We start from the raw sequence: 21,661 nt of genomic DNA on the forward strand, positions 1-21,661 counted from the left end.
TAATGATGAAAAAACCGACACCGAGCGTTGCCATGAGTGAACACCAGGCGTTATATGCCGCGCTGCGCGCGCGGGATCGCAAATTTGACGGCCGTTTCTTTGTCGGCGTGTCGTCGACCGGCATCTACTGCCGGCCGGTGTGCAGCGCCCGCACGCCGAAAAGCGAGAACTGCAGCTTCTACCCCAGCGCCGCCGCCGCCGAACAGGCGGGCTTTCGCCCCTGCCTGAAGTGCCGGCCGGAACTGGCGCCGGGCCTGGCGCTGATTGACCTGGGCAACCGCTATGCGCAGGTGGCGGTGCAGCTGATTGAACAGGGCTACCTGTCCGAACACGGCTGTGAGGCGCTGGCGGCGCGGCTGGGGATTTCCGACCGCCATCTGCGGCGTATCTTCGCCGAACAGTTCGGCGCTTCGCCCATCGATTATGCGCAGTCGCACCGGCTGCTGCAGGCCAAGCGCCTGCTGGCGGATACCGATATGCCGCTCAGCGAGGTGGCGTTCGCCGCGGGATTTGGCAGCCTGCGGCGCTTTAATGAACTGTTTAAACAGCGCTACCGGCTGAGCCCGTCGGCGCTGCGTGAAAGCAGCGGCCGGCAGGCGCGCGCCGCCGCCAGCGGGCTGGTGTTTCATCTGGGCTATCGCCCGCCGTACGACTGGCCGCGCATGCTGAATTTTTTACAGGCGCGTGCGGTCAGCGGCGTAGAGAGCGTGCAGGACGGGCGTTATTACCGCTCCATCGCGGTGACGCTCGGCGGCGAGACGTATCAGGGCTGGGTCAGCGTGCAGCCGGAAACGGCGCGCGATCGGGTGCGGGTGGAGATTGCGCCTTCGCTGAGCCGGGTGACGACCGACGTGCTGCGGCGCGTGCGCCAGCTGTTCGATCTGGATGCGGCGCCGGACGTCATCGCCGCCGCGCTGGGGCCGCTGGTGACCGACCCCGGTCTGCGCCTGCCCGGCTGTGTCAACAGCTTCGAACAGGCGACGCGCGCGGTGCTGGGGCAACTGGTCAGCGTGAAGATGGCCGCAGTGTTCGCCGGGCGAATGGCGGAGCGTTGGGGAACACCGCTGGCGCAGCCGCACGCCGGTATCACCCATGAGTTTCCGCAGGCCGGGCAGATTGCCGCGCTGCAGCCGGAGATGCTGAGGCCGCTCGGTATTCAGCTCAAGCGCGGCGCGGCGCTGATCGCGTTGGCGCGCGCGCTGGAAGCAGGACGGCTGGCGCTGGATAATGTGCTGGATATTGAGCAGGGCATCAAGGCGCTGACCGCGCTGCCGGGCATCGGCGACTGGACGGCGAGCTATATTGCGATGCGCGCCTGGTCATGGCCGGACGTATTTCTGAGCGGCGATTACCTGATTAAACAGCGCTTTCCCGGCATGACGCCGCGCCAGATTGAGCGCTATGCCGAACGCTGGCGGCCGTGGCGCTCTTACGCCACTTTGCATCTGTGGCATCACGACGGCTGGCAGCCTGAGCGATAGAAATACGGGCCGGCGCAGGCCAGCCCGGAAGGTCAAAGCAGGAACAGGCTGGCCAGGCCGAGGAAGATGAAAAAGCCGCCGGTATCGGTCAGGGCGGTGATCAGCACGCTGGAGCCGACCGCCGGGTCGCGGCCCATCTTCAGCATTACCATCGGGATCACTACGCCCATCAACGCAGCGACCAGCAGGTTGAGGATCATGGCCAGCGTCATCACGCCGCCCAGCGCCCAGTCGTCGTACAGCAAATAGGTGACCATGCCCATAATGCCGCCCCACACCAGGCCGTTGATGATCGCAACGCCCAGCTCTCTGAGCAGCAGACGGGAAATATTGCCTTCTTCAATCTGGTGCAGCGCCAGCGCGCGGACGATCATGGTGATGGTCTGGTTGCCGGTATTGCCGCCGATGCCGGCGACGATCGGCATCAGCGCGGCCAGCGCCACCAGCTGCGAGATGGTGTGCTCAAACAGGCCGATCACCCGCGAGGCGATAAAGGCGGTGCACAGGTTGATGGCCAGCCAGGCCCAGCGGGTTTTCACCGCCTTGCCGACCGGCGCGAACACGTCCTCTTCCGGGCTTAAGCCCCCCATGCGGCGCAGGTTGCTTTCGCTCTCTTCATTGACCACGTCGACGATCTCTTCGATGGTCAGACGCCCCATCAGTTTGCCCTGCGCGTCGATCACCGGGGCGCTGATCAGGTCATAACGTTCAAACGCGCCGGCCGCCGCTTCGGCCTTGTCTTCCGGCTGGAAGCTGGTGGGGTCGCTGTCCATCACGCTGGCGACCTGCGTTTGCGGATCGTTCAGCAGCACCGCCGTCAGCGGCAGTTCGCCAAGCAGGGTGTTTTTGCGGTCGGTGACAAAGATTTTATCGGTGGCGTCCGGGATGGTTTTACGCTGGCGCAAAAAGCGGTGCACCGCGCCCAGCGTAACATCGGGCCGCACCGTGACCAGCTCGAAGTCCATCATCCAGCCGACGGTCTCTTTGCCGTAGTGCATCATCTCGCGCACCTGCGCGCGCTGCCCCGGTTCCAGCGAGGTCAGCAGGCGGCCCATCAGGTTACGCGGCAGGAACTGCGCCAGATAGGCCTGTTCATCGATATCCAGCGTTTTGATCGCCTTGAGCAGGTCTTTATCGCTCATCTCTTCGATCAGGCTGTCCCACACCGGTTCAGCGACTTCCACCAGCGTTTGGCCGCGGCGCGGCGGATCCACCAGCCGCCACAGCGCCAGACGCTCATCCTGCGGCAGCGCTTCCAGCAGGTCGGCGAGGTCGGCGGCGTGCATCTCTTCCACCAGCGCGTGAATTTCGGCGGTCTGGTCCATCAGCGCCTGGCGGCTGAGCTGCTGCTCTTCGTCCGGCCGGCCGAGAATGCCGTCGACCAGCGCTTTGTTGTTCAGTAACAGGGACAGGATATGCTGACGGTGTTCAGCCACCTTTTTGACATTATGTGTTGCGGCAGACATGGTATTCCTTAACGCTTGGCACGCAGAGCTCCTGAGTCATAACTTGTACAAGATAGAACATCGCAGAGTATGGCGTCATTTTTATGATAGGGACGATACGCAGCCAGGAATGGGTAAAGCGTCTGTGGACAGACGGCTTACCCATTCGGCGGCACGCGGGCAGGCCCACGCGGTTACTGCGTTTCAGAGGCGTTGTCCCGTGGTGAATTAAGCGGTTGACGGATGTGCTGTTCCTGAGCGGAAAGCTGTTTTTCCTGATGGTGGGGAATGGCGGCGATAGCGGTATACAGCAAACGGCCTATCAAAATGATAAAGCTTACCAGCAGCACGATTTTGGTCATTTGTCCGGTGGTTCTTTTACGCATAGTTTGTCCGCAGGTATCGGTTCCTTATGGCGCAGCCTGTGGCCAGGCCTGTTATTTCCCCTTGGGTGTGGTAATTTTAGTGGCGGTCGGCAAAACTTGTCCATGTATTTCACCGGAGCGGAAAACTATCCTGCCGTTGGTTTAATTTTGGTTTGACTTTCTCCGGTAGTGCGGAGCGCTGTTTTTATCGCATCAATGTTATGATTCTTTTTAACCGACATTGATCTATTAATTGATATAAATCAATTTTTAACCCGCCGTTGCGCATAGAATTCGTGACCAGCTGTAAATTTGCTGATTTTTTCATCACTATTACCCTGGCCATCGGAGATGAGCGGACGCCGCTTACTGACAGGCCGCCAAAGTCTGGATGATAAATAGCTTCGCGCGTCGGCGAAGATACTCACTTCATAATGGTTAAATTGAAACTCTGGAATAATTTACGCCACCATTGGTGGGGCCAGCCCTTAATCTGGAGCCTGGTGTTTATCCCGCTGGCCGGCTGGCTGTCTCCGCGCATTATGTTGCCGGAAGGGAAGGTGTACCTGGTTTATCTGCCGCTGGCGGTATGTATTTCGCTATTGATGGTGTACGACTGGATGGCGATTCCCGGTATTGCCGTCGCCATCATGATCCGCTACAGCGCTCGGCTGGGGCCGGAAATCGGCGCTATCATGACGCTGCTGTATCTGTTCTGCCTTGGCGTCTGCTGGCTGGGCTACCGCTGCCAGACGCAGCGTAACTGGTGCGCCCGCATTAATTTTCTGGGGTTTACGCCACCGCGGCTTATCTGGCTGCTGGCGTTTCCGCCGCTGCTGTTTATCCTCAGCCTGCAGCTGATGATTGGCATGGGGCTGCTGCCGGATGAGATGGGCATGGTGTTCGGCAGAGCCAATCTGATGCATACGCTGGTGAATTTTCATGCGCTGCTGATCGCCGGCCTTTCTTCCACGCCGCTGTTTTATTTTGTATTGCGCATGCTGAATAATCCGCGCTTTATGCGGACGCTGCGGTGCCGTTTCCGCCTGGAAGTCGCACCGGGGGTGAAAGCCAGAGAGACCTTGCTCTGGCTGTTGCTGCTGGCCGGTATGGTGTTTGCGCTGTGCTACCCCACCGGCGTCGGGAAGAAGGAGTTCTGGATCGACTACAGCCTGACGCTGCTGCTGCCGCTGATGCTGTATGGCGCCGTGCGTTTCGGTTATCACCTTAACTGCATCGCCTGGTCGATTGCGCTGCTGGCGCTGTTTTTCAACTATCGCAGCTATGTGCGGGTGGATGGCCGCCTGCACGATCTGGCCGTGGTCTCCTCGATGATGCTGGTGTTCACCCTCAGCGTGTTTCTGCTGTCGGCGATCAATTCCCGCCAGCTGGCGCTGTTCGCCAAAATGAAGCGCGCTTCGCTGCAGGATCCGATGGTCGGTCTGCCTAACCTGCGCGCCCTGAAGCGGGATTTGGCGCAGGCACCGCGTTCCACGCTGTGTTTTCTGCGTATTGCCGAGCTGGACTTGCTGAGCCGCCATTACGGCATGCAGCTGCGTATCCGCTTCAAACAGCACCTGGCCAGCACCCTGCGTAAAGTGATGGCGGCGGACGAAGACGTGTATCAACTGCCGGGCTACGATCTGGTGCTGCGGCTGAACGGTTATGATGACGAGGCCAAGGTGGCGGCGGTGCACGCCACGCTGGAGAATTTCCGCCTGGTCTGGAACGGGCTGCCGATCCACCCGCCGCTGGGCGTCAGTTACTGCGGCATCGCCGGGGAGGTGGAGCACCTGCATCTGCTGCTGGGGGAACTGAGCTCGCTGGCTGAGCTTTCGCTGAGCAGCGGCGAACCGGAGAGTATCCGCAACGATCATCAGGACGTGCAGAACGAGGTGAAGCACAAGGTGCGTTTGCTGCACCGGGTACAGCGGGCGCTGGACAGCGATGGCTTTATCCTGATGGCGCAGCCGATACACGGCGTGCGCGGTGACCGCTACCATGAGATCCTGCTGCGCCTGCCCGATGACAAAGGTGGTACGCTGCCGCCGAACGAGTTTTTGCCGGTGGTGCATGAATTCGGCCTGGCGTATCAGCTGGATCTATGGGTGCTGAACAATACGCTAATGTTTATGGACCGCCACCGCGATACGTTGCCGAGCGCGCGCTTTGCGGTGAATATTTCGCCGCCGACGCTGTGCCGCCCGACGCTGAGTCGCGACGTACGGCAGGCGTTGCAGCAGTATGCGATTGAGCCGTATCAGCTGATTCTGGAAATCACCGAATCGCACCTGATGCAGGATATTCACTATGCGGCCACCACCCTGCGTGAGCTGCGCGAACTGGGCTGCCGCATTGCGATTGACGATTTCGGCACCGGCTATGCCAGCTATAACCGCCTGCGGATGTTGGAAGTGGATACGCTGAAGATCGACGGCAGCTTCGTGCGTGATATGCTGAACGACCCGGTGGATCACCTGATTATTGCGTCTATCTGCAAGGTAGCGCTAATGAAGCGGTTACATATCGTGGCGGAATATGTCGAAAGCGAAGAGCAGCAGATGGCGCTGCGGGCGTTGGGAGTCGATTATATGCAAGGCTACCATATTGGCCGGCCGGTACCGCTGACGTCGCTGGTGAACGACGCGCAGGCCGAACCGTCGTGACGGCATGCGGCCTCCCGCGCGTGCGGAGGGCCGCAGAGTACGGCGTCAGGCGAGGCGCTGCTCGTCCTGCTGCGTATCTTCTTCCTCAATTATCAGCTTCCAGCCGACAACATCTTTCCAGTACTCCTGCTCGCGCTCCAGATCCAGCTGCACCAGCGTATTCTGCATCAGGTAGCCGGCCGGGAAGCGCAGCGTCCAGTGATTGTCATCGGTGGACAGGCGCAGGGTTTCCGGTGTGGTGGTGGACTGACGCTGATTGTTCAGCAGCGCACTCAGGCGCAATAGCTGTATCAGCGGCAGATAGTGCTTTTTCTTGAATAGATTCAGGCGCGGCAGCTCTTCCAACTTGATGGCTTTACGGTGGAAACGCACCAGCGCCGCCAGCAGCAACTGCTGTTCCTGATTAAAGCCCGGCAGGTTGGTGTTTTGCAGGATATAGGCGGAATGCCGGTGCATGGCGCTGTGGTTGATGCTCAGCCCGACCTCGTGCAGCATGGCGGCCCATTTCAGCAGCGCTTCCAGCTGCGGGTTGACCAGCTTGGTGTTTTGCGCCATCCATTGGGCGTACAGCAGCTCGGTGGTTGCCAGTACCCGGCTGGCCTGGTCGCGATCGATATTGTAGTGCTCGGCCAGGCTTTTGGCTGTACGGCTGCGAATATCCTGATGGCGGAAGCGGCCCTCCATCTCATACAGCACGCCTTCGCGCAGCGCACCGTCGGACAGGCGTAAATCGCGGATTGCCAGCGCGTCGAACACGCCGCATAAAATGGCCAGCCCCGGTACAAATACCGCCTGACGCTCCTCCGACAGTCCCGGCAGGCTGAGAGCGCTGAAGTTCTTGAACTGCAGCACCTGTTCGCTCAGCATCTCCAGCCGTTCGAGGGTGATCAGGCCGTCTTTTTCTCCCATCGCGACCAGCACTTCATGCGCCGCCTTGATCGAGCCGGAGGCGCCCAGCGCGTATTGCCAGCCCTGGATGCGGTATTGCCAGGCCAGGGTTTCCAGTTTTTGCGCCGCCGCCAGCCGGGCGCGGCGGAAGTTGGCGCGGTTGATTTCACCGTCAGGGAAAAAGAGGTGGGCGAAGCTGACGCAGCCCATGCGGCGGCTTTCCGCCAGCAGCGGTTCGAAATCTTCGCCGATCACCAGTTCCGTTGATCCGCCGCCGATGTCGATGACCAGCTTGCGGCCCTTTTCCGGCTGGGTGTGCTCCACGCCCATAAAGATCAGGCGCGCCTCTTCCTGCCCGGAGATAATTTCGATCGGGTAGGGGATCACGTCGGCGGCGCGCTTCAGGAAGGCTTCGGCATTCACCGCCTGACGCAGCGTATGCGTACCGACGATGGTGACGTTTTCCGCCGGGAAGCCCTGCAGCCGTTCAGCAAACAGGGCCAGGCAGGCCAGACCGCGTTCTATCGCTTCTTCACTGAGCACATTATTGGCATCCAGGCCATCGGCAAGGTGTACCCGCTGTTTTAAGCGGCCCAATACCTGCAGGGCGCCGTTGACGACGCGGGCAATAACCATATGGAAGCTGTTCGAGCCCAGATCGATGGCGGCGATTTCCAATGGTTTATGAGTAGCAGTGCTGTTTAGCGGCATAGTTACTGGCCTAATTTCCTGGTTGTTCCAGAGCTTTTAAATAATCGTAAATGGCAATTTGCGAACGGACCTTACGGCGGTTGCCGCGCGGCACGTACTGGTTGCTCAGCTCTTTATCAATATAACGGGCTTTGACGGTGTCGCTGAATTGGATCGCCAGAATATCCAGCACGCGCTGTTTCAGCGCCGGATCCAGCAGCGGCGCCGCCACTTCGATACGATAATCTATATTGCGGGTCATCCAGTCGGCGGACGACAGATAGACCTTGGTGTCACCTTGATTTTCGAAAACGTAAACGCGGTCATGCTCCAGATAGCGATCAACAATGCTGATGGCCTGAATATTGTCGCTGATCCCCGGCAGATTAGGAATCAGCGAACACATGCCGCGCACCAGCAGGCGTACCTTTACGCCGGCGCCGGAAGCGGTATATAACCGATCCACCAGCCCTTTATCCACCAGATTATTCAATTTCAGCGTAATGCCGGCCGGTTTGCCCGCCAGCGCGCTGGCGATCTCATGGTCGATCAGATCGTACAGCATGCGGCGCGAGTTCTGCGGCGACACCATCAGGTAGTCGAAATGCACCGGACGGTAGGGGTTTTCAATAAAGTTGAATACCCGGCGCACTTCGTTGGTGATGCGCGCATCGGCGGTCAGCAGAGAGTAGTCGGTGTAAACGCGCGCGGTTTTTTCGTTGAAGTTGCCGGTGCCGATATGGGCATAGCGCACAATGGCGTCGCCTTCGCGGCGCGAAATCAGAAACAGCTTGGCGTGAATTTTCAGACCGGGGGCGGAGAAGATCACGTGCACGCCGGCTTCCGTCAGGCGTTTGGCCCAGTGAATGTTGGCCTCTTCGTCAAAGCGCGCCTGCAGCTCGACCACCACCGTCACTTTCTTGCCGTTATGCGCCGCATGGATCATCGATTCGATAATGCGTGAATCTTTCGCTACGCGGTAAATATTGATTTTTATTGCCAGAACGCTGGGGTCGAACGACGCCTGCCGCAGCCATTCCAGCACGTGCTCGAAGGTGTGGTACGGATAGTACAGCAGCACGTCTTTTTCCCGGATGGCGTCAAAGCCGTTGCGGAACTTGTCGAACCAGGTATGACGCAGGCGCGGCAGCGGCCGGTTGACCAGGTTGCTTTTGCCGACGTTGGGGAAGCCGATAAAGTCCTTGAAGTTGTGGTAGCGGCCGCCGGCGATCACCGAGTCGTAGTTGGAGATGCCCAGCTTTTCGCGCAGCAGCTCCACCATTTTGTTCGGCATATCGCGCTGGTACACAAAGCGCACCGGCTCGGCGGTCAGGCGCTGTTTCAGGCTGGAAGACATCAGTTCCAGCAGGCTGGACTCCATTTCCGTCACCAGATCGTATTCCGCATCGCGCGTCATCTTCATTGAATAGGCGTTGAGCGCGTCGTAGTCGAAGAAGCCCTTAAAAATATCATCCAGGCAGTAGCGCAGAATATTGTCCAGCAGGATCATCGGTTTGCGCCGGCGCGGTGCCTCCGGCGGCAGATTGACGAAGCGTGGCACCTTATCAGACGGAATCTCCAGCAGCGCATAGTCGATATGGGTACCGCGGATGATCTCCACCGCCAGATAGGTGTAGTCGTCCTTCAGAAACTGCACCAGATTGGTGTCGTGATTGATCAGGATCGGCGTAATGTGCTGGCGCAGATGCTGCTTGAAGTACTGGCGCAGCCAGATTTGCTGGTTCTCGGAGACCTGACGCTCATTGATCAGAAAGATTTGATTGCGCGCCATCTCCAGCAGCAAATCGTTATACAGGGTGTCGAACTCTTGGTCGGTTTTTAACACCTTGGCCTGAATTTTCTTCAGTAAATGACGTGATGAGCCGGCGGAGCCCTGTTCTTCGCTGATCAGTATCCGACGTTTCAGATCGGCAAAGCGGACTTGGTAAAACTCGTCGAGGTTATTGGAGTAAATACCCAGAAAGCGCATGCGTTCAATCAGGGGATTGCTCTTATCTGCGGCTTCCTGCAACACGCGTTCATTAAAGGATAACCAGCTTAGTTCTTTCTCGATGTAGAGCTTTTCCTGACCCATTATTACTCCGGTTAAATCATGGGAAAAATCGAATGGCATTCCCCTATGCCGGCCCAGACTGCCTGCCGTGCAGGCGGGTGAGAGGTGCCGTAGCCCGTTGCTCATGCTGCCTGGATGCCGCTCTAATGTCCTACAACATTATTGCGAGAGATTGACAGTAATGTCCAACAGATCTGCCGGCCGGCGGCGGTAAACTTTGTCATGCAAACGACATTAATCTGACATAAGATGCCCGGTTATCTTTTGGCGTAAGCCGGACCAGCAATAAAGACAGAGGCAGATGGTACAGACAACGGCAAATCAACTTCCCCGCGATCGGCGGCGCGCGCGCATCGATCGTGGCGTACGGGCCATGGTGACCGTCAGTGGCCTGCTGGTGCTGATGATGCTGATGTTAATCTTCGTCTACCTGCTGTTCGCCGTATTGCCGCTGTTTAAGCCGGCCTCCGTCGACGCGTCGCCGGCGCTGACGCTGAACCACGCCTCGCCGGCCATGGCGCTCGGGATGGATGTGCAGCAACGGGTGGGCTATCGCATTGACCGGCAGGGGGAAGGGCGGTTTTACCGGCTGACGGCGCGGCAGGGGCAAGCGGCCGGCACGCTGCTGGCCAGCCAACGCCTGCTGCCGGCGCCGACGCTGCTGGCTCAGGCGGTAGGGACGCGCGACCTGTTTGCACTGGCGCAGGCCGACGGGCGTTTTATTATTGTGCAGGCGGATTTCGCCGCCGCGCCGCAGGAAAAACCACAGTGGACTTTACCGCTGGGCGCACAGCCGCAGGCCCTGCAGCCGCACGCAGGAGCGCTGACGCAGCTGGCACTGGCGCCGGCGCGCGAGGCCGGCGAGTATCTGGTGGCGGCGGTGACCGAGCGGCGACAGTTGCTGTTTGCCCGCGTTGCCGCGCAGCGGCCGGCGACGGTAAGTCGTGTCGCGCTGGATGCTGACGTCCAGCAACTGGTACTGGCGCCGGATGGCCGCCAGCTCTATCTGCTGAGCGGCAACCGGCTGGCGCGCTATCAAATTGACGGGACGCAGCTGCGGCTGCAGGAAACGCAAACGCTGGGTGAACAGACGCCTTACCGTCTGACGGCGCTGCCGGGCGGCAGCGCGCTGATTGTGCATGCCGCCGACGGCACGCTGCAAGAGTGGTTCGACGTGGAGAAAAACCAGCGCTGGCGCCTGACCTCGGCGCAGCAGTTCGCGCCACAGCCGGCTGCGGACGCTACGGTGATTACCGAACCGTTCCGTCGGGTGTTCGCCACCGTGCAGCCGGACGGTGCGTTTGCGCTCTACGCCAGCATTCAGTCCCGGCCTTTGCTGAGCACCCGGCTGGCCGCCGGCGTGCAACAGGCGGCGTTTGCGCCGCGCGGCGACGGCCTATTGCTGGAGACCGCGCAAGGTTGGCAGCGCTATCGCCTGAATAATGATTACCCTGACGTTACCTGGCGCGCGCTGTGGCAGAAGGTCTGGTACGAGAACTATCCGCAGCCGGCGCTGGTCTGGCAGTCCACCTCCGGGGAAGACAGCTATCAGGCCAAGTTCAGCCTGGCGCCGGTGATTTTCGGCACCCTGAAGGCCGCCGGCTACGCCATGCTGTTTGCCATTCCGCTGGCGCTGGGCGGCGCTGTCTATACGGCCTGCTTTATGTCACCGGCGCTGCGGCGGCTGGTGAAACCGGCGATCGAAGTGATGGGGGCGTTGCCGACGGTGGTCATCGGACTGGTGGCGGGCATCTGGTTGGCGCCGGTTATCGAGCGTCATTTACTGGCGATACTGGCGTTGCCGCTGTTGCTGGCCGGCGCGGTGATGGTGTGCGGTATTGCGCAGCAGCGTTGGTGGCCGGGGCGGCTGCGTCCGGGCGGTGATTTACTGTTGCTGTTGCCGGTGATGACGCTGACCGTCTGGCTGGCGATGGCCCTCGGCCCCTGGCTGGAGACGCTGCTGTTCGGCCAGCCGATGCACGTCTGGCTGGGCGATGACTTTGACCAGCGCAATGCGCTGGTGGTCGGCGTGGCGATGGGCTTTGCACTGGTGCCGGTGATTTTCTCTCTGGCGGAGGATGCGCTGTTCAGCGTGCCGGCCGTGCTTACCCAAGGCTCGCTGGCGCTGGGCGCCACGCCGTGGCAGACGGTAGCGCGGGTGACGCTGCCTGCCGCCAGCGCCGGCATTTTTTCGGCGCTGATGATCGGCTTCGGCCGGGCGGTGGGGGAAACCATGATCGTACTGATGGCTACCGGCAATACGCCGATTATCGACGGCAGCCTGTTTCAGGGGCTGCGCGCGCTGGCGGCGAATATCGCTATTGAAATGCCGGAGGCGGTGTTCGCCAGCAGTCACTATCGGGTGCTGTTCCTGACCGCGCTGGTGCTGTTCGTATTTACCTTTATCGTTAACACGCTGGCCGAGGCGATTCGTCAGCGCCTGCGAGAGCGCTATAGCCAGAATCAGGAGGCGCCATGAGATCCTGGCTAAAGTCGGGTTCCCCTTGGGTATGGCTGACCGCCGGTTCGGTCAGCGTCAGCCTGCTGGCGCTGCTCGGTATTTTGCTGCTGCTGGCGGGTCAGGGGATGCGCTATTTTTGGCCCAGCCCGGTGTACCAGTTTGAGCTGAACCAGGCGGCGGCCGGCCCGGTAACGCTGATTGGCGAGCTGTATCAGCAGCAGACGATTTCACGCCAGCAACTGCAGGAGGCGGGCGTGACGCCACCGGGAGAGGCGACGCAGGTCACCCGTTATCTGATCAAGGTCGGCAACCGCGAAAGCGAGGGGCAGGATTTCCGTACGCTGCTGGCCAGCGATGTTCGCCGCCAGAGCGCGCCGCGCGATCTGATGGTGCTGGAGCGCAACAGCAACGGCACTGCCTATGGATTTCTGGCCGGCCTGCTGGAGGACGGACAGCCGCTGACCGGGCGCGATCTGAATCAGGCGTTGCAGCAGCGCCTGCCGCAAATAGCGGCGTTGTCGCGCCAGGCGCATGATATTCAGATTCATGAGATGGCGCGGATTAATGAGCAGTTCGCGGCGCTTAATCTGCGTGAGAAAAAGCTCCGGCGTGACAACCGGTTTGATGCCCGCGCCCAGGCGCAGATGAAAGCCGAGCGTCTGGAACTGCAGCGCCAGTACCACCAGTTGGCGGACCGGCTGGACGGACTGAACCGCGATCGTCAGCGCGATGCGCTGTTGCTGCGGGATATGCGCGGCCAGATACATACCATTCCCCTGAGTCAGATACGCGATGCCTGGTATCCCAATGCGATGAGCCTGGGCCAGAAAGCGGCGCACTGGGGCGAACAGGTGAAGAAGTTTCTGAGCGACAGCCCGCGTGAGGCCAATACCGAGGGCGGCGTTTTCCCGGCAATTTTCGGCACCGTGCTGATGGTGGTGCTGATGTCGGTGGTGGTGATGCCGTTCGGGGTGATTGCCGCCGTTTATTTGCATGAATATGCCGGTAAAAACCTGCTGACGCGGCTGATCCGCATTGCGGTGGTCAATCTGGCCGGGGTACCGTCGATCGTCTACGGCGTATTTGGCCTGGGATTTTTCGTCTATCTGGTCGGCGGCAGTATCGATCGGCTGTTTTATGCCGAATCTCTGCCTAACCCGACCTTCGGCACGCCCGGCGTGCTGTGGGCCGCGCTGACGCTGGCGCTGTTGACGCTGCCGGTGGTGATTGTCTCGACCGAAGAGGGGCTGTCGCGCATACCGGCCTCGCTGCGTCAGGGCTCGCTGGCGCTGGGCGCCAGCCGGGCGGAAACCCTGTGGCGCATTGTGCTGCCGATGGCGGCGCCGGCCATGATGACCGGCCTGATTTTGGCGATTGCACGTGCGGCGGGTGAGACCGCGCCGCTGATGCTGGTCGGCGTGGTGAAGTCAGCGCCGGTGCTGCCGGTGGACAATATTTTTCCGTATTTACATCTGGAGCGTAAATTTATGCATCTGAGCTTCCAGATTTACGATATGGCGTTCCAAAGTCCCAGCGTCGAAGCGGCCAGGCCGCTGGTGTTCGCCACCGCTTTCCTGCTGGTGGCGATCGTCGTCGGGTTGAACCTGGCGGCGATGGGGATCCGCCATTCGCTCCGGGAGCGTTACCGGGTATGGGAGCAGTAACTGTGATAATGAGTTTGTGGAGCGCTTCATGGGATTAAAAACGCCGGGCAGTTTGCCCAGGCTGGATGTGCAGCAACTGGGTGACCAGGATACGGCGCTGGCGGCCGACGGGCTGCAGCTGTTTTACGGCGACAAACAGGTGCTGCATGATATTTCGCTGCGTATTCCGAAGCACCGGGTCACGGCGCTGATCGGCCCCTCCGGCTGCGGAAAATCCACGCTGCTGCGCTGCTTTAACCGCATGAACGATCTGGCGGACAACTGCCGTATTGACGGCGAGCTGCAGCTGAACGGCGAGCTGATTTCCGGCGCGGAGATTGACGTGGCGGCGCTGCGGCGGCGGGTGGGGATGGTGTTCCAACGTCCTAATCCGTTCCCGAAATCCATTTACGAAAACGTGGTGTACGGCCTGCGCCTGCAGGGCGTTCGCGAGCGGCGGGTGCTGGATGAGGCGGTGGAGCGTTCGCTGCGCGCGGCGGCGCTGTGGCATGAGGTGAAGGATCGGCTGCGGGAAAACGCCCTGCGGCTGTCCAGCGGCCAGCAACAGCGGCTGGTGATTGCCCGCGCCATCGCCATTGAGCCGGAGGTGCTGCTGCTCGATGAGCCGACGTCGGCGCTGGATCCGATCTCCACCCTGACCATTGAAGAGCTTATTTCGACGCTGAAACAGCGCTACACGGTGGTGCTGGTGACGCACAATATGCAGCAGGCGGCGCGCGTTTCGGACTATACGGCGTTTATCCACCAGGGACGCCTGGTGGAATATAACGATACCGACGCCATTTTTACCTCGCCCCGTCAGCGGCGCACGGAGGATTACATCACGGGCCGCTATGGCTGAGGCTATTTGGCCTGCTGTGGTTCCTGCAGCTGCGGGGCCGCATCGGCAGGGGCGGGACGCGCCGGTTTCAGCGCCGTGACCTTGCCGGCGCCGGCGACCGTTTGCGGCATCAGCTGAGACTGTCCGACAAACACGCCGCCTTTCTCAATGGAAAACTCATCGGTAAAAATATCGCCGCGCATATGGCCTTTCGGCTGAATGGTCAGGCTGTCGGCGTGGCAACTGCCCTCGACGGAGCCGTTGATCATAATATGTTGGGCGTGGATTTCACCTTTCACATGGCCGGTCGGTTCGATGCGAACCTGGTGGGAGCTGGTCAGGCTGCCTTCAATCACGCCTTCGACAATAATGTTGCCCTGACCTTCAATGGTGCCGGTCAGCTGGGTGCCCTGCGAGACAAAAGTGTCCTTGATGGCCTTGACCGGTTTGGTGCTTTCCATCAGTTCCGGTAATGGCGGCGGCGCGGGAGCAGCTTTGACCGGCTCTTTCACTTCATGGAGCGAGGACTTGTCGTCATCCGTTTTTCTAGTGCGCTTCTCTGTGGGATTTTTCTTGGATTTATTAAATATCTGCATGGGGTCCTTCCTGTATATGCTATATATTGCTTGAAAAATAAGTAATGAACAGAATACGGCAATCGCCACCACTATCGGATTTATCTCGTTATTTAAAAGAGTATCCCAAGATAACCAGATAATGATTAGCAGTGCCCATAAAATCCAGACATACCAAAGTATATTGTATTTTCGCATCTTTCCTGATTAAGATAATCCATTCTTAAGTAACGTTTATTAATAATCGGCAACGAAGAACTGTAATATCGATGTTGTCATTATAATTGATGACGGTCAATAATGAATAACGCCTGATGCCAGCGGATTATTCACGAATCTGACGGCTGTTATTATGTCTGGTGATTTATTGCCGAAATCTATTTACATTAAATTTAGATTATCGGCAATGTTTACATTTTATTTAGCTAATTTTTCACTCTTGGGCGCAGCTTTGAACTTTGCCAGGTATTGCGGCTGGAAAATGCACATGCGCAATACGGTGCGGTATTCGCCGTTAACGAAGAATTCGTTAATCAGTTCCCCCTCCACTTCAAAACCCAGTTTGCTGTAGATATGGATCGCTTTGGGGTTTTCTTTGTCGACAATCAGGTACAGCTTATACAGGTTCAGAACGGAGAAGCCGTAGTCCATCGCCAGTTTGGCGGCGGTGCTGGCGTAGCCTTTACCCTGATGCGTCGGGTCGATAATAATCTGGAACTCCGCCCGACGGTGAATATGGTCGATCTCCACCAGCTCGACCAGGCCGACCTTCGCCCCTTCGTGCTCAATGATAAAGCGACGTTCGCTCTGATCGTGGATATGTTTATCGTACAGGTCGGACAGTTCGACAAAGGCTTCATAAGGCTCTTCGAACCAGTAGCGCATGACGCTGGCGTTATTGTCCATCTGATGGACAAAGGTTAAATCATCCCGCTCCAGTGGGCGTAAGCGGACGCTGGCGGAACCAGGCATGTGTATTCTCCTATGTGACTGACATACGGGGAAGTATAGCGTTGAGTCGGCCAGAAGAGGTAAAAAAAACGGCGCCGGAGGACGCCGTTGAGGATTGGTTTAGAAAGTACGCTCAGTCGGCGGCGTGCCCCTGTTCGGGCAGGCGTTCGCCGTCCAGCCAGGCGGCGTTGTCGCGCATCGCCAGACGGCCATCGACGAACCAGCCGACCACCAGCGGATAGAGGGTATGCTCCTGCACCTGTACCCGCTCAACCACCTCATCTTCTTCGTCGCCGGGGAAGATCGGCACTTTGGCCTGCAGAATAACCGGCCCGCCGTCGAGCTGCTCGGTGACGAAGTGCACCGAAGTGCCGTGCTCGTCATCGCCGTTGTCGATCGCCTGGCGATGGGTATGCAGACCCGGATATTTCGGCAGCAGAGAAGGGTGGATATTCAGCATCCGGCCGGCATAGCGCTGGACGAACGGCGCGCTGAGAATGCGCATATAGCCGGCCAGCACCACCAGATCCGGCTGGTACTGGTCGATGGCGTCCGCCAGCGCGTCGTCAAACGCCTGGCGGTCGGCAAAGGCTTTGGCATCCAGCGCGTGGGCGGCAATGCCTGCCGCCTCGGCGCGTTGCAGACCATAGGCCTGCGCCTTGTTGCTGAATACTGCGACGATCTCGGCGGCGATCCGCCCCTGCTGGCAGGCGTCGATCAGCGCCTGGAGATTACTCCCCTGGCCGGAGATCAACACCACAATCTTTTTCATCACTGAATGACCACTTGCTGTTCGTCGGAAGATGCAGTGAGTTTACCGATTTTCCAGGCTTTTTCACCTGCCGCGTTCAGCAGGGCGATGGCGGCCTCTACTTCGCTTTCCGGCAGGGCAATCAGCATCCCGACGCCGCAGTTAAAGGTGCGGTACATTTCGTGACGGCTGACGTTACCCGCCTGCTGCAGCCAGTTGAACACCGCCGGCCACTGCCAGCTGGATTCATCGATCACCGCCTGCATGCCTTCCGGCAGTACGCGCGGGATATTTTCCCAGAAGCCGCCGCCGGTCAGGTGGGCGATGGCGTGCACCTCGCGGTTGGCGATCAGTTCCAGTACCGATTTCACGTAGATTTTAGTCGGCGCCAGCAGGTGGTCGGCCAGCGGTTTGCCGTCCAGCTGAGTGGTGGTCGGGTCGGTATTGCTGACCTCGAGGATTTTACGCACCAGCGAGTAGCCGTTGGAGTGCGGGCCGGAAGCGCCCAGCGCGATCAGCGCGTCGCCGGCCTGCACCTTGCTGCCGTCGATGATTTCAGACTTTTCGACCACGCCGACGCAGAAGCCGGCCACGTCATAGTCGTCGCCGTGGTACATGCCCGGCATTTCAGCGGTTTCGCCGCCTACCAGCGCGCAGCCGGACTGTTTACAGCCTTCGGCGATGCCGGTTATGACGCTGGCGGCGGTGTCGACGTCCAGCTTGCCGGTGGCGTAGTAATCCAGGAAGAACAGCGGCTCTGCGCCCTGTACCACCAGGTCGTTGACGCACATGGCCACCAGATCGATGCCGATGGTGTCGTGACGCTTCAGATCCATGGCCAGACGCAGTTTGGTGCCCACGCCGTCAGTGCCGGAAACCAGCACCGGTTCGCGGTATTTCTGCGGCAACGCGCACAGCGCGCCAAAACCGCCCAACCCTCCCATCACTTCCGGGCGACGGGTCTGTTTTACTACACCTTTGATACGGTCTACCAATGCATTGCCAGCATCGATATCGACACCTGCGTCTTTATAGCTGAGAGAGGTTTTGTCGGTCACTGCGCGATCCCCACGACGGTTTGCGGATTGAAAAACGGGGCTTCCGGCCTTTGCTTCCGGAACCCGGCGCGGCAATTCTAACAGTGCAGGCAAACGTTTGCGAGCGGCTTGTGAGGCCGATCTACATTTTCATCCCCTATACTGATAATCATACTTTTGTTGATCCCGATCGGGCCATTGTGGGTGGCGCAGCGGGAAAAAGGCGGTATAATCCCGCGATTTTTTTGGCCGTCAACCACCTTAATAGGAGAAAAATGATGAAGATCGTTGAGGTGAAACACCCGCTGGTAAAACACAAGCTTGGCCTGATGCGCGATCACGAAATCAGCACCAAACGCTTTCGTGAGCTGGCTTCTGAAGTGGGGAGTTTGTTGACCTATGAAGCGACCGCCGATCTGGCTACCGAGACGGTCACGATTGAAGGCTGGTGCGGGCCGGTTGAAGTTGAACAGATTAAAGGGAAAAAAATTACCGTAGTGCCGATCCTGCGTGCCGGTCTCGGCATGATGGAAGGGGTACTGGAGCACGTGCCTAGCGCGCGCATCAGCGTGGTCGGCGTTTATCGCGACGAAGAAACCCTGGAGCCGGTGCCGTATTTCCAGAAGCTGGTGTCCAATATTGAAGAGCGCATGGCGCTGGTGGTTGACCCGATGCTGGCGACCGGCGGCTCGATGATCGCCACGATCGATCTGTTGAAGAAGGCCGGCTGCAGTAGCATTAAGGTGCTGGTATTGGTGGCGGCGCCGGAAGGGATCAAAGCGCTGGAAAAAGCGCACCCTGACGTTGAGCTGTATACCGCGTCCATCGATCAGTGCCTGAATGAGCACGGTTACATCGTGCCGGGGCTGGGTGATGCCGGCGACAAGATATTTGGTACCAAATAAGATAATTAGCCGACTTAACGAGTCGGCTTTTTTTTGGCTTACAACTTATAAAATCAATAAGCACGAGGAAAAACACCCATGACCCGTCGCGCCATTGGCGTCAGCGAGCGCCCGCCGCTGCTGCAGACCATTCCGCTCAGCCTTCAGCATCTGTTCGCCATGTTTGGCGCCACCGTGCTGGTGCCGATCCTGTTCAAGATTAACCCGGCCACGGTGCTGCTGTTTAACGGCGTCGGCACGTTGCTGTATCTGTTTATCTGTAAAGGCAAGATTCCGGCCTATCTGGGATCCAGCTTTGCCTTTATTTCACCGGTGCTGCTGCTGTTGCCGCTGGGTTATGAACTGGCGCTCGGCGGCTTTATCGTCTGCGGCCTGCTGTTTTGTCTGGTGGCGCTGATCGTCAAGAAAGCCGGCACCGGCTGGCTCGACGTGATGTTCCCGCCGGCGGCGATGGGGGCGATTGTTGCGGTTATCGGTCTTGAACTGGCGGGTGTGGCGGCCAATATGGCAGGGCTGCTGCCGGCGGACGGCGCAGCAGCGGACGGCACCACCATCACCATTTCGCTGGTGACGCTGGGTGTCACCATTCTCGGTTCGGTGCTGTTCCGTGGATTTTTGGCGATTATCCCGATTCTGATCGGCGTGCTGGCGGGGTATGCGCTGTCGTTCTTTATGGGCGTGGTCGATCTGACGCCGATTCGCGAAGCGCACTGGTTTGCGCTGCCAACCTTCTATACGCCGCGTTTTGAGTGGTTCGCTATTTTCACCATTCTGCCGGCGGCGCTGGTGGTGATCGCCGAACACGTCGGGCATCTGGTGGTGACCGCCAATATTGTTAAAAAGGATCTGATCCGCGAGCCGGGCCTGCATCGTTCGATGTTCGCCAACGGTATTTCCACGGTGATTTCCGGCTTATTCGGCTCGACGCCGAATACGACCTACGGTGAGAACATCGGCGTGATGGCGATTACCAAGGTTTACAGCACCTGGGTGATCGGCGGCGCGGCGATTCTGGCGATTTTGCTCTCCTGCGTCGGCAAGCTGGCGGCGGCGATCCAGGCGGTGCCTGTGCCGGTGATGGGCGGCGTCTCACTGCTGCTGTACGGCGTGATCGGCGCGTCGGGCATCCGCGTACTGATTGACTCGAAGGTGGATTACAACAAGGCGCAGAACCTGATCCTGACCGCAGTGATCCTGATTATCGGCGTCAGCGGCGCCAAGGTGCATATCGGCGCGGCGGAACTGAAGGGCATGGCGCTGGCGACCATCGTCGGCATCGCTCTGAGCCTGCTGTTCAAGCTGATTAGCCTGCTGCGCAAAGAAGAAGAGGTGATTGACGCCGACGAGGGGTTGGAGCAGAAATAGTGCGGGGCGTCCGCACCGGGCAGTCAGGGATGACGCGGGCTCATCCCTGAGGTTTACGGCGCGCTGGCGCGCCGTAATGTGAGGATTACTGATTTGCGGGCTGTGGCTGTTCCGCCGGTGCGTCGGCAGCTTCGGCCTGTTTTTGCGCCTCTTGCTGTTTATTATCGATGCTCTGCTGAATTTCCGAGGTTTTCGCCTTCGCCTCTTCGGTGAGCTGGTTCGCGCCGCTGATGGCGTCATTTTTGATCGTTTTCGCCTGTTCAACCAGGTGCTGACTCTGCTGGTCTGCTTGCTGTTTAATGGCTTCCGCCTTGGCCTGGGCATCGTTAGTGATGGCTTCGGCCTGTTTGCCGGCGTCGTTTTTCAGCGAGGAGGCCTGATCTTTCAGCTGATCGGCCTGCTCTGCTGCGGCCTGTTTGAGCTCTTGTGCCTTGGCTTTGGCGCTGTCGGTCAACTGCTCGGCCTTTTTGTCCGCGGCGTCTTTCATCTGTTCTGCGCTGTCCTTGGCTTTATCCAGGTTGTTGTCAACCTTGGAGGCGTCATCACAGCCCGCCAGCGCCAAACCGATCAGTGAAGCCAGTAAAATTTTATTCCATGATTTCATCGTTTAAATCCTTGTGATAAGCCGTTGTGATGGTAGTGCGGTTTTGCATTTTTATACTAGGACAGCTTATCCGAAAAGTGCAAGCCGCCCGGATGGAACGGCGATTGTTGCAGCATGTTGCCTACTATTACGGCATAAGATCCTACTGGTTCAACAGTGTGCGTTTTCTATGTTAAACTGACGCCGTTTTCCTGCCAGTTTTGGTTGAGGTGCTTCTGAATACGCCGGCACAGCTTTCACTGCCACTTTATCTTCCCGATGATGAAACGTTCGCCAGTTTTTATCCGGGGGAGAATCCGTCCCTATTAGCTGCGATCCAGTCTGCCGTTCGTCAGGAACACGGCAGCTATATCTATTTCTGGTCGCGCGAAGGCGGCGGACGCAGCCATCTGCTGCATGCGGCCTGCGCTGAGCTTTCACAGCGCGGGGAAGCTGCGGGCTATGTGCCGCTCGACAAGCGCGCCTATTTCGTGCCGGAAGTGCTGGACGGTATGGAGCAGCTGGCGCTGGTCTGCATCGACAACATCGAATGCATCGCCGGCGACGAAGAGTGGGAAATGGCGATCTTCAATCTCTATAACCGCATTCTGGAAACCGGGCGCACCCGGCTGTTTATTACCGGCGACCGTCCGCCGCGCCAGCTGAACCTGCAGCTGCCGGATCTGGCGTCGCGTCTGGATTGGGGGCAGATCTATAAACTGCAGCCGCTGTCGGATGATGAGAAATTGCAGGCCCTGCAGCTGCGCGCCAAACTGCGCGGCTTTGAGCTACCGGAAGACGTGGGCCGTTTCCTGCTGAAGCGGCTGGATCGCGAGATGCGCACGCTGTTTATGACGCTGGATCAGCTCGATCGCGCGTCGATCACCGCCCAGCGTAAGCTGACCATTCCGTTCGTCAAAGAGATCCTCAGTCTATAGCG

General features: G+C 59.1%; 17 protein-coding genes. 8 read left to right on the forward strand and 9 right to left on the reverse strand.

What is annotated here, in order from left to right; genetic code table 11:
- Nucleotides 1–2: 2 nt before the first annotated feature.
- Entirely contained in the window at nt 3–1,481 is a 1,479-nt protein-coding gene (alkA, locus tag FO014_RS16665; protein WP_160030331.1) for a DNA-3-methyladenine glycosylase 2, read from the forward strand.
- A gap of 32 nt (nt 1,482–1,513) precedes the next feature.
- On the opposite strand, the gene mgtE is transcribed toward alkA, so the two are convergent.
- Together mgtE and FO014_RS16675 are read right to left on the reverse strand one after the other, a co-directional pair.
- Nucleotides 1,514–2,947, reverse strand: a complete 1,434-nt coding sequence (gene mgtE, locus FO014_RS16670) for a magnesium transporter (RefSeq protein WP_160030332.1) — start codon at nt 2,945–2,947, stop codon at nt 1,514–1,516.
- 173 nt (nt 2,948–3,120) lie between these two features.
- Entirely contained in the window at nt 3,121–3,312 is a 192-nt protein-coding gene (locus FO014_RS16675) for a YfgG family protein (protein WP_160030333.1), read from the reverse strand.
- Nucleotides 3,313–3,725: 413 nt separating this feature from the next.
- Between FO014_RS16675 and FO014_RS16680 the strand changes: the two genes are divergently transcribed.
- The gene (locus FO014_RS16680; protein WP_160030334.1) at nt 3,726–5,957 is read left to right on the forward strand and encodes an EAL domain-containing protein; all 2,232 of its coding nucleotides are present in this window, start codon (nt 3,726–3,728) and stop codon (nt 5,955–5,957) included.
- Between the two features lie 45 nt (nt 5,958–6,002).
- On the opposite strand, the gene ppx is transcribed toward FO014_RS16680, so the two are convergent.
- Nucleotides 6,003–7,556 carry an exopolyphosphatase gene (ppx, locus tag FO014_RS16685; protein WP_160030335.1) on the reverse strand — a complete coding sequence of 518 codons (1,554 nt, stop codon included), beginning with the start codon at nt 7,554–7,556 and terminating at the stop codon, nt 6,003–6,005.
- 10 nt (nt 7,557–7,566) lie between these two features.
- Nucleotides 7,567–9,630, reverse strand: a complete 2,064-nt coding sequence (gene ppk1, locus FO014_RS16690) for a polyphosphate kinase 1 (protein WP_160030336.1) — start codon at nt 9,628–9,630, stop codon at nt 7,567–7,569.
- A gap of 280 nt (nt 9,631–9,910) precedes the next feature.
- On the opposite strand from ppk1, the gene FO014_RS16695 reads away from it, so the two are divergent.
- Genes FO014_RS16695 through pstB form a run of 3 tightly spaced genes read left to right on the forward strand, consistent with a single transcriptional unit; the run spans nt 9,911 to nt 14,575 of the window.
- Entirely contained in the window at nt 9,911–12,088 is a 2,178-nt protein-coding gene (locus FO014_RS16695; RefSeq protein ID WP_160030337.1) for an ABC transporter permease subunit, read from the forward strand.
- Nucleotides 12,085–13,734: a phosphate ABC transporter permease PstA gene (pstA, locus tag FO014_RS16700; protein ID WP_160030338.1), complete on the forward strand. Its 1,650-nt coding sequence runs from the start codon at nt 12,085–12,087 to the stop codon at nt 13,732–13,734. The genes FO014_RS16695 and pstA overlap by 4 nt, the downstream gene beginning before the upstream one ends.
- Nucleotides 13,735–13,762: 28 nt before the next feature.
- Nucleotides 13,763–14,575: a phosphate ABC transporter ATP-binding protein PstB gene (gene pstB, locus FO014_RS16705; RefSeq protein ID WP_160030339.1), complete on the forward strand. Its 813-nt coding sequence runs from the start codon at nt 13,763–13,765 to the stop codon at nt 14,573–14,575.
- A gap of 2 nt (nt 14,576–14,577) precedes the next feature.
- Here the strand turns inward: pstB and FO014_RS16710 are convergent, their stop codons facing one another.
- From FO014_RS16710 to purM, 4 genes are all read right to left on the reverse strand, one after another.
- Entirely contained in the window at nt 14,578–15,150 is a 573-nt protein-coding gene (locus FO014_RS16710; RefSeq protein ID WP_160030340.1) for a bactofilin family protein, read from the reverse strand.
- A 396-nt stretch (nt 15,151–15,546) separates the two neighbouring features.
- Complete coding sequence (gene speG / locus FO014_RS16715; protein ID WP_105232111.1) at nt 15,547–16,101, reverse strand: spermidine N1-acetyltransferase; 555 nt, start codon at nt 16,099–16,101, stop codon at nt 15,547–15,549.
- Nucleotides 16,102–16,213: 112 nt separating this feature from the next.
- On the reverse strand, nt 16,214–16,852 hold the full coding sequence (purN, locus tag FO014_RS16720) for a phosphoribosylglycinamide formyltransferase (RefSeq protein ID WP_160030341.1): 639 nt from the start codon (nt 16,850–16,852) through the stop codon (nt 16,214–16,216).
- Nucleotides 16,852–17,889 carry a phosphoribosylformylglycinamidine cyclo-ligase gene (gene purM, locus FO014_RS16725; protein ID WP_105232109.1) on the reverse strand — a complete coding sequence of 346 codons (1,038 nt, stop codon included), beginning with the start codon at nt 17,887–17,889 and terminating at the stop codon, nt 16,852–16,854. Before purM ends, purN begins: the two co-directional genes overlap by 1 nt.
- A 257-nt stretch (nt 17,890–18,146) precedes the next feature.
- Here purM and upp point away from each other — a divergent pair, with 257 nt between their 5' ends.
- Both upp and uraA read left to right on the forward strand, forming a co-directional pair.
- Nucleotides 18,147–18,773: a uracil phosphoribosyltransferase gene (upp, locus tag FO014_RS16730; RefSeq protein WP_015673345.1), complete on the forward strand. Its 627-nt coding sequence runs from the start codon at nt 18,147–18,149 to the stop codon at nt 18,771–18,773.
- A gap of 78 nt (nt 18,774–18,851) precedes the next feature.
- Nucleotides 18,852–20,138 (forward strand): uracil permease, encoded by a 1,287-nt coding sequence (uraA, locus tag FO014_RS16735; protein WP_105232107.1) that lies wholly within the window; start codon nt 18,852–18,854, stop codon nt 20,136–20,138.
- An 85-nt stretch (nt 20,139–20,223) separates the two neighbouring features.
- On the opposite strand, the gene FO014_RS16740 is transcribed toward uraA, so the two are convergent.
- A complete protein-coding gene (locus FO014_RS16740; RefSeq protein ID WP_105232106.1) occupies nt 20,224–20,742 on the reverse strand; it encodes an E3 ubiquitin--protein ligase in 519 nt (172 codons plus the stop codon).
- 209 nt (nt 20,743–20,951) lie between these two features.
- Between FO014_RS16740 and hda the strand changes: the two genes are divergently transcribed.
- Nucleotides 20,952–21,659, forward strand: a complete 708-nt coding sequence (gene hda, locus FO014_RS16745) for a DnaA inactivator Hda (protein ID WP_105233467.1) — start codon at nt 20,952–20,954, stop codon at nt 21,657–21,659.
- The last annotated feature ends 2 nt before the right edge of the window (nt 21,660–21,661 follow it).

Source organism: Serratia rhizosphaerae, assembly GCF_009817885.1.
In the GTDB taxonomy this organism is placed as follows: domain Bacteria; phylum Pseudomonadota; class Gammaproteobacteria; order Enterobacterales; family Enterobacteriaceae; genus Serratia_B; species Serratia_B rhizosphaerae.

What these genes read in the sequence shown, in the direction of transcription:
- alkA (WP_160030331.1), top strand. Translation starts at nt 3, where the DNA reads ATGATGAAAAAACCGACACCGAGCGTTGCCATGAGTGAACACCAGGCG.
- mgtE (WP_160030332.1), bottom strand. Translation starts at nt 2,947, where the DNA reads ATGTCTGCCGCAACACATAATGTCAAAAAGGTGGCTGAACACCGTCAG.
- FO014_RS16675 (WP_160030333.1), bottom strand. Translation starts at nt 3,312, where the DNA reads ATGCGTAAAAGAACCACCGGACAAATGACCAAAATCGTGCTGCTGGTA.
- FO014_RS16680 (WP_160030334.1), top strand. Translation starts at nt 3,726, where the DNA reads ATGGTTAAATTGAAACTCTGGAATAATTTACGCCACCATTGGTGGGGC.
- ppx (WP_160030335.1), bottom strand. Translation starts at nt 7,556, where the DNA reads ATGCCGCTAAACAGCACTGCTACTCATAAACCATTGGAAATCGCCGCC.
- ppk1 (WP_160030336.1), bottom strand. Translation starts at nt 9,630, where the DNA reads ATGGGTCAGGAAAAGCTCTACATCGAGAAAGAACTAAGCTGGTTATCC.
- FO014_RS16695 (WP_160030337.1), top strand. Translation starts at nt 9,911, where the DNA reads ATGGTACAGACAACGGCAAATCAACTTCCCCGCGATCGGCGGCGCGCG.
- pstA (WP_160030338.1), top strand. Translation starts at nt 12,085, where the DNA reads ATGAGATCCTGGCTAAAGTCGGGTTCCCCTTGGGTATGGCTGACCGCC.
- pstB (WP_160030339.1), top strand. Translation starts at nt 13,763, where the DNA reads ATGGGATTAAAAACGCCGGGCAGTTTGCCCAGGCTGGATGTGCAGCAA.
- FO014_RS16710 (WP_160030340.1), bottom strand. Translation starts at nt 15,150, where the DNA reads ATGCAGATATTTAATAAATCCAAGAAAAATCCCACAGAGAAGCGCACT.
- speG (WP_105232111.1), bottom strand. Translation starts at nt 16,101, where the DNA reads ATGCCTGGTTCCGCCAGCGTCCGCTTACGCCCACTGGAGCGGGATGAT.
- purN (WP_160030341.1), bottom strand. Translation starts at nt 16,852, where the DNA reads ATGAAAAAGATTGTGGTGTTGATCTCCGGCCAGGGGAGTAATCTCCAG.
- upp (WP_015673345.1), top strand. Translation starts at nt 18,147, where the DNA reads ATGAAGATCGTTGAGGTGAAACACCCGCTGGTAAAACACAAGCTTGGC.
- uraA (WP_105232107.1), top strand. Translation starts at nt 18,852, where the DNA reads ATGACCCGTCGCGCCATTGGCGTCAGCGAGCGCCCGCCGCTGCTGCAG.
- FO014_RS16740 (WP_105232106.1), bottom strand. Translation starts at nt 20,742, where the DNA reads ATGAAATCATGGAATAAAATTTTACTGGCTTCACTGATCGGTTTGGCG.